The 14,962-nt window shown below is 58.6% G+C and carries 14 protein-coding genes; 10 read left to right on the top strand and 4 right to left on the bottom strand.

Going from position 1 to position 14,962, the window contains the following annotated elements:
* Positions 1 to 106: 106 nt before the first annotated feature.
* From RB602_RS13040 to RB602_RS13050, 3 genes are read left to right on the top strand one after another with little or no spacing between them, the layout of a single operon-like run.
* A complete protein-coding gene (locus RB602_RS13040) occupies positions 107 to 955 on the top strand; it encodes a lytic transglycosylase domain-containing protein (protein ID WP_317081065.1) in 849 nt (282 codons plus the stop codon).
* On the top strand, positions 931 to 3,063 hold the full coding sequence (gene flhA, locus RB602_RS13045; protein WP_317081067.1) for a flagellar biosynthesis protein FlhA: 2,133 nt from the start codon (positions 931 to 933) through the stop codon (positions 3,061 to 3,063). Before RB602_RS13040 ends, flhA begins: the two co-directional genes overlap by 25 nt.
* Positions 3,064 to 3,075: 12 nt before the next feature.
* Positions 3,076 to 3,804 carry a sigma-70 family RNA polymerase sigma factor gene (locus tag RB602_RS13050; RefSeq protein ID WP_317081069.1) on the top strand — a complete coding sequence of 243 codons (729 nt, stop codon included), beginning with the start codon at positions 3,076 to 3,078 and terminating at the stop codon, positions 3,802 to 3,804.
* Positions 3,805 to 3,924: 120 nt separating this feature from the next.
* Here RB602_RS13050 and RB602_RS13055 read toward each other — a convergent pair whose 3' ends face one another.
* From RB602_RS13055 to RB602_RS13070, 4 genes are all read right to left on the bottom strand, one after another.
* Positions 3,925 to 4,308, bottom strand: a complete 384-nt coding sequence (locus tag RB602_RS13055; protein ID WP_317081071.1) for a hypothetical protein — start codon at positions 4,306 to 4,308, stop codon at positions 3,925 to 3,927.
* 175 nt (positions 4,309 to 4,483) lie between these two features.
* Entirely contained in the window at positions 4,484 to 5,323 is an 840-nt protein-coding gene (locus RB602_RS13060; protein WP_317081073.1) for a flagellin N-terminal helical domain-containing protein, read from the bottom strand.
* Between the two features lie 236 nt (positions 5,324 to 5,559).
* Positions 5,560 to 6,399, bottom strand: coding sequence for a flagellin N-terminal helical domain-containing protein (locus tag RB602_RS13065; protein WP_317081075.1), 840 nt, complete (start codon positions 6,397 to 6,399; stop codon positions 5,560 to 5,562).
* A 476-nt stretch (positions 6,400 to 6,875) separates the two neighbouring features.
* Positions 6,876 to 7,691, bottom strand: a complete 816-nt coding sequence (locus tag RB602_RS13070; RefSeq protein WP_317081077.1) for a flagellin N-terminal helical domain-containing protein — start codon at positions 7,689 to 7,691, stop codon at positions 6,876 to 6,878.
* A gap of 357 nt (positions 7,692 to 8,048) precedes the next feature.
* Between RB602_RS13070 and RB602_RS13075 the strand changes: the two genes are divergently transcribed.
* From RB602_RS13075 to RB602_RS13105, 7 genes are read left to right on the top strand one after another with little or no spacing between them, the layout of a single operon-like run.
* Positions 8,049 to 9,329 carry a sigma-54 interaction domain-containing protein gene (locus tag RB602_RS13075; RefSeq protein ID WP_406568368.1) on the top strand — a complete coding sequence of 427 codons (1,281 nt, stop codon included), beginning with the start codon at positions 8,049 to 8,051 and terminating at the stop codon, positions 9,327 to 9,329.
* A 15-nt stretch (positions 9,330 to 9,344) separates the two neighbouring features.
* Positions 9,345 to 9,677, top strand: coding sequence for a flagellar hook-basal body complex protein FliE (fliE, locus tag RB602_RS13080; RefSeq protein ID WP_317081081.1), 333 nt, complete (start codon positions 9,345 to 9,347; stop codon positions 9,675 to 9,677).
* A gap of 4 nt (positions 9,678 to 9,681) precedes the next feature.
* Entirely contained in the window at positions 9,682 to 11,442 is a 1,761-nt protein-coding gene (fliF, locus tag RB602_RS13085; protein ID WP_317081084.1) for a flagellar basal-body MS-ring/collar protein FliF, read from the top strand.
* Complete coding sequence (locus RB602_RS13090; RefSeq protein WP_317081086.1) at positions 11,435 to 12,478, top strand: flagellar motor switch protein FliG; 1,044 nt, start codon at positions 11,435 to 11,437, stop codon at positions 12,476 to 12,478. Before fliF ends, RB602_RS13090 begins: the two co-directional genes overlap by 8 nt.
* Positions 12,471 to 13,118 (top strand): FliH/SctL family protein, encoded by a 648-nt coding sequence (locus tag RB602_RS13095; protein ID WP_317081087.1) that lies wholly within the window; start codon positions 12,471 to 12,473, stop codon positions 13,116 to 13,118. Before RB602_RS13090 ends, RB602_RS13095 begins: the two co-directional genes overlap by 8 nt.
* Positions 13,115 to 14,476, top strand: coding sequence for a FliI/YscN family ATPase (locus RB602_RS13100; protein ID WP_406568369.1), 1,362 nt, complete (start codon positions 13,115 to 13,117; stop codon positions 14,474 to 14,476). The genes RB602_RS13095 and RB602_RS13100 overlap by 4 nt, the downstream gene beginning before the upstream one ends.
* Complete coding sequence (locus RB602_RS13105) at positions 14,473 to 14,895, top strand: hypothetical protein (protein ID WP_317081089.1); 423 nt, start codon at positions 14,473 to 14,475, stop codon at positions 14,893 to 14,895. Before RB602_RS13100 ends, RB602_RS13105 begins: the two co-directional genes overlap by 4 nt.
* The last annotated feature ends 67 nt before the right edge of the window (positions 14,896 to 14,962 follow it).

Below are 14,962 nucleotides of genomic sequence, written 5' to 3' on the forward strand. Positions count from 1 at the left end.
TGACTATGTTTTCAGACAAACTCTTCAAAAACTTCTCATAAAATCAATACCCTAAACTGGCACGCCGCTTGCTTATTCTTCAGCGAATAACAAGTGGAGCCAATCAGTGCCGTCACAATTCAGCATCGCAGAAAGTCAGGGCCAGGGCCGCGTTACGCGCGCCATTGCCCAATCGGCTGCGCGCACCGGTGTTGATTTCAACTATCTGCTTGGCCAGGCCAAGATTGAAAGCGGTCTGAACCCCGAAGCCCGTGCCCGTACCTCGTCGGCCACCGGTCTTTATCAATTCATCGACCAGAGCTGGCTGGATGTCATCGAAAAACATGGCGAAAAACACGGACTCGACTGGGCTTCACGCGCCATAAACCGGCACAGCAATGGCCGCCTCAGCGTTGGCGACAATGCCCTGAAATCGCAGATTTTTGCGCTGCGCACCAACCCCGAAGTCGCGGCTCTGATGGCCGGTGAGTTTGCTGCCGATAATCGCACCTATCTTGAAGGCCGTCTGGGCCGCGAAATGGCACCTGCCGATCTTTATCTCGCCCATTTCCTTGGTGCCAATGGCGCGCATAAATTCCTGCAACAGCATGCCGCCAATCCCGATACCAAAGCGGCAAACCATTTCCCCAAGGCCGCGCGCGCCAACCGTCCAGTCTTCTACAAAACCAATGGTGAAGCACGCAGTTTTGCCGAGATACGCGACCATTTTGCCGCCAAGTTGAACAGCGGCAATGCGCTGCCGCCAGGCGGCAAAACCATGCCTGCCGCCCCGACGCGTGGCGTCGATGGCCAAAACTATGTCCAGCCCGCCGATTATCTGCGTCTCGCCAGCCAGCGCGCCGCAGCCGGTGTCCAGAACAATACCCCCACATCCAACGAAAATGCGCGGCTTGCCTACATGCTGCTCGCATCAATGGGAGCTGATATTAAATGCCCACCACCGGCTTCTCTTTGAAGAATATGGCCACCGGATTGACCGGGGCGTTGCTGCCTTTCGCCACATTGTTGCTGGTGGTGTTTCTCGTGCTGCCGGTGCCCGCCTTTGTGCTGGATATCGGTTTCATCACCAATATCATGATCTCGCTGGCGGTGCTGATGGTGGCTTTGAACGCGACCAAGCCGCTCGACTTTTCCAGCTTCCCCACCGTGCTGCTGTTCGCAACACTGCTGCGCCTCGGCCTCAATGTCGCCTCGACCCGCGTGGTACTCGTCAGCGGCCATGAGGGCGGCGATGCTGCGGGTAAGGTTATCGAGGCTTTTGGCAGCTTCCTTATCGGCGGCGACTATATTGTCGGCCTGTTCGTCTTTGCCATTTTGATGATCATCAATCTGGTGGTGATTACCAAGGGTGCAGGCCGCGTCTCCGAAGTCTCCGCGCGTTTCACCCTGGACGCCCTGCCCGGCAAACAGATGGCGATTGATGCCGATCTGAATGCCGGCCTGATCCTGCCCGAAGAAGCAAAACAGCGCCGCGCCGATGTCGCCACCGAGGCAGACTTTTACGGCTCAATGGATGGTGCGTCCAAATTCGTCAAAGGCGATGCGGTTGCCGGTGTCCTGATCCTGGCGATCAATATTATCGGCGGCATCATTCTCGGCACCGTAACCCACGGTCTCAGCATTACTGAGGCTGCTTCGGCCTACACCATGCTCGCCATTGGCGATGCACTGGTGGCGCAGGTTCCGGCGCTGCTGCTCTCCATTGCCGCCGCCGCGATTGTTACCCGCGTCTCCTCGCCGATGAACCTGCACGGCCAGATCATGTCGCAGTTTAGTCTGAGCCGTGCATGGATCCCGGTCGCTGCCATTCTCGGCATTCTCGGCGTGCTGCCCGGTATGCCGTCGATGATTATCCTGCCCGCGGCAGCGATAGCCGGGTTCTTCGCCTGGCAATTGTCGCGACCCAAGCCGGAAGAAGACACGCCGGAAGAACCCGAACAGCCCGCCAATTCCAATATCATCCATTGGGAAGATGTCTCCAATCAGGCGATGCTGGGCATTGAGGTTGGCTATGCCCTCACCCCGCTGGTCGATGAGCGCAAAGATGCACCGCTGATCAAGCGCGTCACCGGCATTCGCAAACAGATTTCGCAGGAGCTTGGCTTTGTCATCCCGCTGGTGCGGATCAAGGATGACATGAATCTCGAGCCCAATGGCTATCGCATTACCATTGGTGGCGCGGTGATTGCCGAGGACCAGATCTGGCCTGAGGATATGCTGGCACTCGACAGTGGTGAAGGCGATGGCACGCTGGAAGGGCGTGTCTGCAAAGACCCGACTTTTGGCATGGATGCCGTCTGGATCGCACCGGACAAGCGCGCCGATGCCATCGTCCAAGGCTATACCGTCGTCGATGCCTCGACCGTGATGGCGACGCATCTCAACCACATGGTGCGGCTGAATGCGTCTCAGCTCTTCGGCATGGACGAGACCCGCAAGCTGCTCGACACGCTGAAAGATACAGCGCCCGAGCTGGTCGATGGACTGACACCGCAGCCGCTCTCGCTCTTCGCCATTTCGGCTGTCTGTTGCGAGCTACTCAAGGAAGGCGTGCCGCTGCGCGATTTCCGCCGCATCTGCTCGGCAATGGTCGAGGCCGCCAATGACGGCACCACCGATGTCACCACCATTACCGAACGTGTCCGCGCCCGGATCGGCTCGATCATCATCCAGTCGCTGGTGCCGGTCAGCATGCCTCTGCCGGTGGTCACGCTCGATGGCGAACTGGAAACATTGTTGGCGCAGTCGCTCAAGGTCAGCGCCGATGCCGCCTATCCGATTGAGCCAGGTCTGGCCCAGCGCATTCTGACTGCATTGGAGGATGCCAGCCGTCCGCTGATGCTCGAACAGCGCAACTATGCGCTGGTCACCTCCCCCGCCGCGCGCAAGCCTTTGGCCAATCTGTTGCGGCCGCGCTTCCCCGACACGCCGGTGCTCTCCTTCCGCGAATTGCCCGACGACAAACCGGTCGAGGTTATCGCCACCATTGGCGGCAATCAGCAACCCGCAACTGCGGCCCTTTCCGGACCGGAAACCGCAAAACACGAATTCAAGCAGCTTTAACGGAGCCGAGAAATGTACGAATCTCCATCACAATCCGCGCTTTACAGCCGCAAGCCCAAGGCGATCACGCCGGGCGAACTGGTGGAACAGAATCTGCCGCTGGTGCGCAAAATTGCCTGGCATGTGCGCGGCATGGCGCCGGGGACGGTGGATATTGAGGATCTGGTGCAGATCGGCATGGTTGCTTTGGTCGAAGCGGCCAATCGCTATGAGGATCAGGGGCATAATTTCGCCACCTATGCCGGAACCCGGGTACGCGGTGCGCTGATCGATCATCTGCGGGCATCGAGCAATTTGTGCCGCTCGGCGCTGACCATGCGCAAGGCGATGCGGCAGACGGCTGACAAGCTGGCGCAGGAACTGGGGCGCGAGCCGACGGAAGCCGAAATGGCCGAAGCCATGGGGCTGGAACCCGCCGTGTATCGCGAGCGCGCCGACAAAGCCCAGCAGATGCAGATGGAATCGATGGACGAGGTCTATTCCGAACATTCGATGTGGTTCGCCGATGAGCAGGAAAGCGTGGACGAGACAATCGAGAAAGACCAGCTCAAGGCGCTGCTCTCGGCCAATCTGGCGCAGCTCAAGGAGCGCGAGCAAATGATCCTACAACTGCATTTTATCGAGGAACTCAATCTCGACGAGATTGGCAAGGTGCTGGATATTACAGCGGCGCGGGTATGCCAGATCAAGAAAGCTGCGCTCGACACGCTGCGCAAGCGGCTTACGGCACAGATGGCCTAGCCTACTTGTACACCACATAACCGTTAGCCCTGAGCTTGTCGAAGGGCGTTTCTCCGCTTGAGAGGCGGGCTTCGACAGGCTCAGCCCTAGCGGTATGTGGAAAAGCTTTAGCTAAACAACTCAGTAATTCTCGATCACCACCAATGTGCAGCGATCCGAACGACCTACCTGCTTGGATTTTTGATCATCCTTTGCACCGCCCTGCCCTGTGGCATTGCCCTCCGGGCATCGCCGTTTGGATAGCTGCCGCGCATCGCGCTCAGTCTTGCCCTTTGCCTGCAATGCCGCTTCGCTCGCCTGGCTGGCGCGGATGCCGTGACGGATGCGTACCTTGCTGGTGGCCTTGACCGTTTCGCGGCTGTCTTCAGAGCGGGCCGCATGGGTTATCGGCAAAGGCATCAACAGAAACACCGGGGCCAGAAAGAACCGCCAAAACGCGCTTATCCTGTTGGCATCAGAGGCGGCATTGTCGCAATCATCACAGATTGTGGGGGGCTGTTTCATGCGATGGACTGTCCAAAGCAAAGTGGGCCGGGTCGGAACGCATGTGGGGATAACATTCCAACCCGGCCGCACTTGGTGAGGGATGTCCGTCAGACCAGAGAGAAACGGACCATCCCATCCTTCATGACCGAGCTAAAGCAATAGTTTAGGGGAAACCCGGTCAGGAAAGAGAGGCTTAACGGATCAGGCTCAATACGCCCTGCTGGCTCTGATTGGCCTGAGCAAGCATTGCGGTCGAAGCCTGGCTGAGTATCTGATAGCGGGCGAGGTTCGTCGATTCCGCCGAGAAATCCGCATCCTGAATGCGCGAGCGCGATTCCGTCAGGTTGGTAACCCGGTCAGTAATGTTGCTGACGGTGGTTTCCAGACGGTTCTGCGATGCACCCAGGTTGGCCTGCGCCGTGGTTACGGAGTTCAGCGCGGTATCCAGCGTGCCGAGAGCGGTCGTCGCCGCACCAGCGGTGGAGATGTCCAGTGTGTTTACCGCAGGTGTTGCCGTAGTGTCGGTGAGGTTGAGGCCGTCAGCCGTCGCATCAATGGTGGCAATGCTTACGGTTTCCGATGCGCCAGAACCGGTCTGGATCGCGATGGTACCGGCACCGTTGAGCAGGCCAACGCCGTTGAAGGTCGTGCGCGCTGCGACATCGTTGATCTGGCCAACCAGAGCGGTCACTTCGGCCTGAAGATTGGCGCGGTCACCTGCGGCGAGTGTGCCGTTGGCCGACTGAACAGCCAATTCACGCATACGTTGCATCATGCTGGTGATTTCGTTGAGGCCGCCTTCAGCGGTCTGGGCCAGCGAAATGCCGTCATTGGCGTTACGCGCAGCCATGTTGAGACCCCGGATTTCCGAAGTCATGCGAGTGGCAATAGCCAGGCCCGCTGCATCGTCTGCGGCATTGTTGATGCGCTGTCCGGTGGACAGACGCTCAATCGCCTGCTGCAGACCCATATCTGCGCGTGAGGAGGCATTGGCCGCCCGCATGGCAGAAACATTGGTTCCAATTACAGTCATGGTTCGTTCCTTTCGATTGCGGCAGCCCAGTCTGTCAGAGCAGCCTCGAAAGGGGTAACGGCATCCTGGAAGAGATATTAAATCGGATAGTTTTTTATTGCGATAACAAAGGTTTATTGCGGCGCACAGGCCAGCATATGATAAACGAACGGGCCGGAAAAACCGGCCCGCTCACTTGGGTTTGCGCTGCGCCTGCGAGACCAGAAACCGACGCGACGCCAAACTCTGGCTTGAACTTACTGGATCAGGCTCAATACGCCCTGTTGGCTCTGATTGGCCTGGGCCAGCATCGCGGTCGAGGCCTGGCTGAGGATTTGATAGCGGGCGAGATTGGTCGACTCCGCCGAGAAATCCGCATCCTGAATGCGCGAGCGCGATTCCGTCAGATTGGTGACGCGGTCATTGATATTGCTCACCGTGGTCTCAAGCCGGTTCTGGAATGCACCCAGGCCAGCCTGTGATGTGGTGATGGCATCGAGCGCAGTGCCGAGCGTACCCAGTGCAGTCGAGGCAGCGGCAACGGTTGAGATATCGACCGTATTGACCGCGGGCGTTGCAGCAGTGTCGGTGATGCCGAGGCCATCTGCGGTCACATCGACCAGCGTTACAGCAACCGTCTCGCCGGCATTATTGCCGGTCTGGATGCTGACGGTCGCACCGGTGCTAAGCAGCGGCACACCGTTGAAACTGGTGCGATTGGCAACATCATTGATCTGCGCCACCAGCGCCGTCACTTCCGCCTGCAGATTGGCGCGGTCGCCTGCACTCAGCGTGCCATTGGCCGATTGCACTGCCAGCTCACGCATACGCTGCAACATGCTGGTGATTTCACCCATGCCGCCCTCGGCGGTCTGAGCCAGCGAGATACCGTCATTGGCATTGCGTGCGGCCATATTAAGGCCGCGAATTTCAGAGGTCATCCGGGTAGAGACCGCAAGCCCTGCGGCATCATCCGATGCATTGTTGATGCGCTGCCCTGAGGACAGGCGTTCAATGGCCTTTTGCAGGCCCATATCAGCGCGTGCCGAAGCATTGGTGGCGCGCATAGCGGAAACATTTGTAGCGATAACAGTCATTGTATTTACTCCTTTTGTTGATGAGGCCGCTAACTGGTATAAAGCGGCTTCAAAAGGAGTAACGGCCGGTATCCCGGACAATTAAGCCGGACCGGCAAATTTTTTTCCAAACTCTGCAAAAAGAGCTGGAGAATAGCAGAAATACAAGGATTTTCGGCGCATACTATCGGATGAAAAATCCTGACTATGGGCTTGTTTGCTGCTTAGTGTCGTGCCGGTTCGTGCTCCTGCATTATCATTCTGGCCATTGGTTTCCGGGCGAAGCGGGCCGGGTTGGAATGCAAGTGGGATCACATGCCTTCCCGGCCACGCCCGATAGGGATGGGCCTGATGACCAGATACAGGCCATCCCGCCTCACTGCCGGTAAAAGGAGTCTCGCTTGCGAAACCCGGCGGTGAAACAATAAAAGTCGAGGGGTCAGTGCAGAGCCGATGGCTTATGCCAACACCTGCCCCGCACTTTCACCTCGGTTGGATTAGCGGATCAGGCTCAATACGCCCTGCTGGCTCTGATTGGCCTGAGCGAGCATAGCGGTCGAGGCCTGGCTGAGGATCTGGTAGCGGGCGAGGTTCGTCGATTCCGCCGAGAAATCCGCATCCTGAATGCGCGAGCGCGATTCCGTCAGATTGGTAACCCGGTCAGTAATGTTGCTGACGGTGGTTTCCAGACGGTTTTGCGATGCACCCAGGTTAGCCTGCGCCGTGGTTACGGTATTCAGCGCGGTATCCAGCAGGCCAAGCGCAGTGTTCGCGCCAGCGGCGGTGCTGATATCGACAGGGGCCACACCAAGGGTCGCAGCGCGCATATCGCCCAGCGATACAGCCACGGTTTCACTCGCTGCAGAACCGGTCTGAATAGTGACCGATGCAGCCGAGCCATCCAACAGGCCAACGCCATTAAAGTCTGTGCGTGTGGCGACATCACCGATTTGTCCGATCAGGGCGGTCACTTCCGCCTGAAGGTTGGTGCGGTCACCGCCGGACAGCGTGCCGTTGGCAGACTGAACCGCCAGTTCGCGCATACGCTGCAGCATATTGGTAACTTCGTTCATGCCGCCTTCTGCGGTCTGGGCCAGCGAGATGCCGTCATTGGCATTGCGCATCGCCATGTTGAGGCCACGGATTTCCGAAGTCATGCGAGTGGCAATAGCCAGACCCGCCGCATCATCCGAAGCATTGTTTATGCGCTGTCCAGTGGACAGACGCTCAATCGCCTGCTGCAAACCCATATCGGCGCGAGAAGACGCATTGGCTGCCCGCATTGCAGAGACATTGGTCCCGATTACAGTCATGGTTCATTCCTTTCAGTTGCGGCAGCAAGAGTGAACCTCTGCAGCCTCGCAAGCTGTAACGGTGGCCATGCAAAGCGATTAAGCGAAAGATCATGGGCAAGCAGATGTAACGCAGCGTCAAAAGACCGACGGCTATACTATCTGGGAGCGTCAATTTTTTGTCGTTCCGACTGCGCAATGACGAATGCTGGTAAAGCGTTTTCAACGCGAACGCCCCAACCCTCTGTAAATAATACAGAAAAGAGTTAACCGCATCTGGCACAGCTTTTGCTTAAGTAGACGGCAGACGACAATAAGGCCCTATCCGTGCTGAGGGAAAAGCGTGGCTGAGGTCAAATCGCCTGACGGGGACAGATTATGAAGAAGCCATGCGCCATAAGCGCGAACGCGAGAGAGTTATTACCTTCTTTATATGACAATTTACGTGCAGCCTGGCTTGAACCTATTCACGCCGAGGACTGTGACGCACCCAAACGCGTCCGCCCGGTGCACATCCTAACCAAGGCAGAGATAGCCGAAGCAACGCATCGCGATATTATCATCGAAGAGCGTGTCGGCGAACCCGAACTGATCCGTGCTGCCAATGGCCTGCCGCTGCAACTTCGCTTTGCACACGCGGACAGAGAGTTTGCCCAAGCGCTGATCGCCGAAGCCGTGCGCGATGGCGGCCCTGCTGTCGGCGAGGCGAGCAGCGCAAAATTGATGACTTTTGCCGAGCGCGTTGCGCAGACGGATGCCAGCGTCTTGGTCCAGGGCGAGACAGGAACCGGCAAGGAAGGCGTAGCGCGATTCATCCACGCGCAAAGCCCCCGTGCCGATAAACCGTTCATCGCCGTCAACTGCGCCGCGATGCCGGAAACCATGGTCGAAGCGATATTGTTTGGCCACAAACGCGGTGCCTTTACCGGGGCGAGCACCGAGGCCGAGGGTCTTTTCCGTGCCGCCGATGGCGGTAGCCTGTTTCTCGACGAGATCACTGAACTGCCGCTGCCGCTTCAGGCCAAGCTACTGCGTGCTCTGCAGGAAGGTGAAGTTCTACCGGTAGGTGAGACCCGCCCGGTCATCGTCAATGTGCGCATTATCGCCGCCGCCAATCGCGATTTTGAGGCCGAAGTTGCAGAGGGCCGCTTTCGCGAAGACCTGTATTGGCGGTTGAATGTCGTGCCGATTGCACTGCAAAAACTGTGCGAGCGGCGGCAGGATATCCCCGCCATTACTGCTGCGATGCTGTTGCACTTGCAGAAGGACGATGCCCGCTTCGCATGGCCGACGGTCAATGCGCTTAAAGCTCTGGAAGCGCATGATTTCCCGGGCAATGCGCGTGAACTCAACAATATGCTGCAACGCGCGCTGATCATGCGCGAGGGTGATCGCATTCGCGCCGATGATTTGCAACTCAAAGCACCTTTGCCACAGCCAGCCAGTCCCAAGCCCGAGCCGATACCGGAGGGCGGCAAGCGTATTGTCCATGGCCGCGACCTGCAGAGCCTGTCGCGTGCGGTGGAGTTTGATGCGATCCGCTCGGCACTGGAAAGCAATCAGGGCAATCGCCGTGCTACGGCAAAGATGCTGGGCATTTCCGAACGCACCTTGCGCTATCGCCTCGCCGATATGCGCGAGCTGGAAGCCGCGGCGTGATGAGGAGATAGGACGATGAGCACCATCAACAGCCTGATGAGCGCGCGCAACGCCATCATCCAGAGCAACAAGGCGTTGCAGGGCATTGCCGAAGGCGCTGAAGCCAAGGGCAATAAGGAAAGCGAGAAGGCCGATTTCACCGGCGCGATGCGCGAGGCGGTGGAAAGCGTCAACGCGCTGCAACAGCAAGCCTCTGCCGCGGCAACCGCTTATGAGATGGGCGAAACCACCGATATCGCTTCAGTCATGCTGGCGAAACAAAAAGCCTCGGTCGGCTTCGAGGCAACCATGCAGGTGCGCAACAAGCTGCTCTCCGCTTATCAAGACATTATGAACATGCCGGTGTAACTTTATGGCTGATCCGATCATCACACCCGGCGCTGGAGCCGGAGACAGCAATTCCGCTCTGGCGGTTCAGGGCGCACAGCGTGCGACCCCATTGATCCCCAAACCTGCATTTGGTTCGGGCAATCTGATGGACCGCATCCGCGCCTTGATGGCACAGCCCGCTTTTGCCAAGGCATTGCCGATGATGGGCGTGGTTGCGGTTCTAGGGCTGGCCGCCTTTGCCTGGCTGGCGCTGCGCGAGCCGCCTCAGCGTGATCTGTTCCGCGGCTTGCCGGATAATGACAAGGCCGCTGTTGCTGCGGCGCTGCAATCCTCCAACATCATGTACCAGATTGACAGCGCCAGCGGCGCTTTGACCGTGTCCGAGGAGGATTATCACACCGCCAAAATGACTCTGGCAGCCCAAGGCCTGCCGCGCAGCGCGCCCGATGGCGACAGCGTGGTTTCCAGCCTGCCCATGGGTGCCAGCCGCGCCGTAGAGGGCGAGAAACTGCGCACCGCGCGCGAGATGGATTTGGCGCGCAGTATCGAAGCGATTGATGCGGTGCTGTCGGCGCGGGTTCATCTGGCGGTTGAACCGCCGAGCATCTTTATCCGTGACCGCTCTGCCCCTGCCGCATCGGTGGTGCTCCAACTCGCACCAGGCGGCAATCTTGGCGAAGCACAGGTGCGCGCCATCACGCATTTGGTGGCGAGTTCCGTTGCCGGGCTGAATGTCGAGAATGTCTCGGTGGTTGATCAAAATGGCCGCCTGCTCTCCCAGGATGGTGCCGAAGGCCCAATGACCGAGGCTGAGCGCCAGTTGGAAGTGCGTGAGCGGATTGAGGAGCGCTATCGCCGTTCCCTCGCGGCTTTGCTGACGCCGATGCTGGGCGCAGACAATTTTGTCGCTGAAGTTTCGGCTGAAGTCGACTTTACCGAACGACAGGCCACCAGCGAGAGCTTCCCCGCCGATGAATCGCGGGTGCGCAGCGAACAACTGAGCTGGTCTGCTGAACCGACACCGCCCACGCCACGCGGCATTCCCGGCGCGGTCAATGCCGAACCGCCGGGCGAGACCGAACTCGGCGAAGAGATCGACCCGCCTGCTGAAGAAGCCGAGGACGCGGGCGAGCTGAAAAAACGCGAGGAACAGATTAACCGCAATTTTGAGCTGGGCCGCCAGGTCTCCGTCACCCGCGATGCGGTTGGTCAGGTCGAGCGGATTTCGGTCGCGGTGGCGGTACGCGGTCCTGATGGCAAGCCGCTGCCAGATGAAGAACTGGCGCAGATTGAGGCCTTGGTCAAAGGCGCGGTGGGTTTCGACGAAAAGCGCGGCGATCAGGTTGCAGTAAGCTCGCGGAACTTTATGGATATCGCAACCACCGAAACGCCTTGGTATGAGGCTGGATGGGTTGCCATGCTGGTGCGCAATATCTCGGCGCTGCTGGTTGCTCTGGCGCTTATCTTCGGCATTGGTCGCCCATTGCTGCGCAAAGCCGGCCTGTTCAAAGGAAAGGCCAAGGACGGGGTAACCGAAGAAGCCGCTAAGGCGGATACCAAGGCAGAGGCGGCCGCACCACCAAGCCTTGGTGCCATGCAAACACCCCAACTGGGCAGCAATAATGATCAAGGCGGCACCGTGACACTCGATATGATCACCGCTGCGCAAAGCTATCAGGAGCGCGCGCTGCTGATCCAGAATTTCGTCAAGCAGAACCCGGAACATGCCGCGATGGTAGTGCGTGATCTGCTGCGCAATGATCAGGAGCAGGCCAATGCCTGAAGCCGCAGCCGAAACCGATAACCCAGAAGCCACAGAAGCCCCTGCCATCAGCGATGCGCAGGCTGCAGCGATATTGATGCTGCTCTTCTCTGAAGATGCCGCAGCTGAGGTGATTTCCGAGCTGGAGCCTGACGAAGTGCGCCAGATCAGCAATATCATGTACTCTGTCGCCGATATTGGCGGCGATGATATCAATCATGTTCTTGACCGCTTTATCGATCGTGCCCGCAGCCGAACCACCATCGGTTATCGCGCCGACAGCCATATTGAAGGGGTGCTGAAACGTGCCTTTGGCGATCAGCGTGCGGAAACAATGATCAGCCGTATTGCGCCAGTCAATGCGGTCGACACGCTCAAACCCCTGAAATGGATGGAGGCGGGCGATATTGCTTCGATGATCGAGGAGGAGCATCCACAAGTGGCGGCTTTGGTTCTCTCTTTCGTCCGTTCGGACATTGCCGCCGAAGTATTGCGGATCCTGCCAGCAGAAGGCCAAGACGAGATTGTCTATCGCCTCGCAACACTGGGTCAGGTCAGCCAGGAAGCGATTGATACGATTGAGGATCTTCTCACCAGCTATCAATCACCCTCAGGCGGCAAACCGGCGGCGACCAAGAGCAATGATTCATCAGATATTGCCGCGATTATGAACGGTCTGGAGAAGAAGGACAGCCAGCGCGTCCTCAAGGCCCTGACCAAGCGCGATCGCAATCTGGCCAAAGCGATTGAGGACGAAATGTTCACCTTTGGCGACCTCGCGATACTCGATATCAAGAGCCTTGGCGCGGTGGTGCGTTCGGTGGACAACAGCCTGCTTATTCCGGCGCTCAAAGGTGCTGATGAGAAGATGCGCGAGATGATCCTCAGCTCCATGTCGACCCGCGCGGCGCAGACGATAATGGATGAAATGGAAGAAACTGGCCCGCTCGCCAAGGACGAGGTCCGGGCAGCACAGCGCTCCATCGCGACAGCCGCCAAGAAGCTGGCTGACAGCGGCGAGATCATGATCAATCGCGGAGGCGCTGATTATGTCTGACGCCTCGAAAAAAGGCGACTTTCAGCAGTGGCGCGTTGAGGCCAAGCCCTTTCAGGCTTTATGGAATAGTACGTCGGCGGACGACTTTGATGCTGGCTCGACACAGCAAGCGACCACACAACCTAATAGCAGTAAGGATGCGGATATTGCCGCCGAGCAACAGGCTACGCTCGAGCAGCAAACCAATGAAGCCTATCAACGCGGATTTGATGAGGGCCAGCAAGTCATGGCCGAGGCCAATAGCGAATTGATGGCGATGTCGGAAAAGCTCAATGAGTCGATTATTGGCCTGAAGCCGGTGCTCTCGGACCAGCTATGCGAAGCGATTATCTGCACCGTTTCGACGCTGCTCGAGCGCACTGCCAGCTTTGCCGTGCCTGATGCCGAGCTTTTGCAACAGCGTTGCAACGCGCTGGCGACATTAGCGCATCGTGAGCTGAATGAAGCCAAATTGCATGTCCATCCTGAGGACCGCGCACTTATCGGCGATGCCCCTACCGGCCTACCTTTGGTCGATGATCCCGACCTGATACGCGGTACACTGCGTATCGCGCATGAGGATGGTTACATTGAACAGGGTACACGGCCCGTCCTCGACGAGCTGGCAGCCATGCTCGATGAGCTGGAGCTGACGCGGTGATTGCCGCACAAGCCGAGGCGGTGCGCCAGTTCACCGACCGCATTGCCAGCATCAGCACCGGGCCGCGCGCCATCGGCAAGCTGGTGGCGCATGATGGCGGGATGCTGGAGGTAACCGGCTTCAACTATCCTATCGGCTTTGGCGGCAGCCTGCGCACCGCTGATGGTCGCCGCATTACCGCAGAAATCGCCGGTTTTCGCGGTTCACGCGCGATGATGATCCCGCTGGAAAGTGATGCCGCGCTCAAAAACGGCACGCGGGTTGAACCCAATATGCAATCCAGCCTCGCCGCTGTCGGCGATGCGTTGCTGTCGCGGGTCATCGGACCGATGGGCGAGCCACTCGACCGGCGCGGGCCGATCATCACCAATGAGCGCTGGCCGCTTATGGGCAAGCGCGACAATGTGCTCAATCGCAGCGGGGTTTCCGAACCGATTGATCTCGGCGTGCGCGCGATCAATGCACTGCTCACCGCAGGCTATGGCCAGCGTATCGCGATTGCTGCGGGTTCCGGCGTCGGCAAATCAGTGCTCATCGGGCAGATACTCGACAATGCCGATGCTGACGTCATCGTCGTCGGCTTGATCGGCGAGCGCGGGCGTGAGGTCAGCGACTTTGTCGAAACCCGCATGACCGGACCGGTGCGCAACAAGATTGTTACCGTCGCCGTCCCGGCTGACCACTCGCCGATCTTGCGACTGCGCGCGGCGCACCGCGCCACCGCTATCGCTGAATATTTCCGCAGCAAGGGCAAGCGCGTCCTGCTGGTGATCGACAGCCTGACCCGCATCGCCCATGCGCAGCGCGAAATCGGCCTGGCGCTCGGCGAACCACCGACTATGAAGGGCTATCCCCCCTCCTCTCTCGCTCTGGTGCCCAAGCTTATTGAACGCGCCGGCAATGACAGCATCAGCGGTGGTTCGATCACCGCGCTCTACACGGTTTTGGCCGATGGTGGCGATATGGAAGACCCGGTGGTCGATACCGCACGCGCGATTGTCGACGGGCATATCATCCTGTCGCGCTCGCTCTCCGAACAGGGCGTTTTCCCGGCAATTGATATTGGCCGTTCGCTGAGCCGCGTCGCCAATGACATTATCGGCGAGGAACAGCGCATGGCGCAAACCAATTTCCGCCGTATCTGGTCGGCTTATGAGGAAAATCGTGACCTGCTGTTGATGGGTGCCTATCGCGCTGGCAGCGATGCAGATATTGACGAAGCGGTGGCACGCCGCCCCGATTTGCTCAACTTTATCCGCCAGCGCCCGCATGAAGCAGTGCCACTTAATGACAGCATGGCCGCGCTGATACAGGGCTTTGGGCCCCAGCCTATTGCTGCATCTCTGGTTGAAGAATGAATAAGCGCCGCGCCAGTCGCAAACGCATCTTGCAAGTGCGTGAAAAGCAGATGAAACTCGCTATCGGTAATGCCGCCGAAGCGCAACATCATGAAAATGAACTGAAAACCAATCGCGACCGGCTGCGCAAGCTGTGTGCCCAGACCTATGAAACCCAGCAATGCGATATGGGCCGCAATCTGCATGCCCAGATGGAGTTAGGGCAGCGACTGTTGCGTGCTGAAGACGCGCTGGAAAAGGCGCTTGGCGATGCCCGGCAAAAGCTTGCCGAGGCAGAGCGGCAAAGAACTGCCGCCCGAATTGATCGGGAAGCAGCACAAAAACTGATGGCCCAGGCAAAACGCGAGAGTGAGGACGAGGAAATCCGCAAACAGGCGATGATGCCACGCGCCAAAGGCCCCAAAAACCGCCGTCCATAACCCGTTATTAACCGGGAAAGTAGGCACAAACACGGCATTATATCCACCAGTCTAGAACTGGCACGCT

The organism is Parasphingorhabdus sp. SCSIO 66989 (assembly GCF_032852305.1).
In the GTDB taxonomy this organism is placed as follows: domain Bacteria; phylum Pseudomonadota; class Alphaproteobacteria; order Sphingomonadales; family Sphingomonadaceae; genus Alterisphingorhabdus; species Alterisphingorhabdus coralli.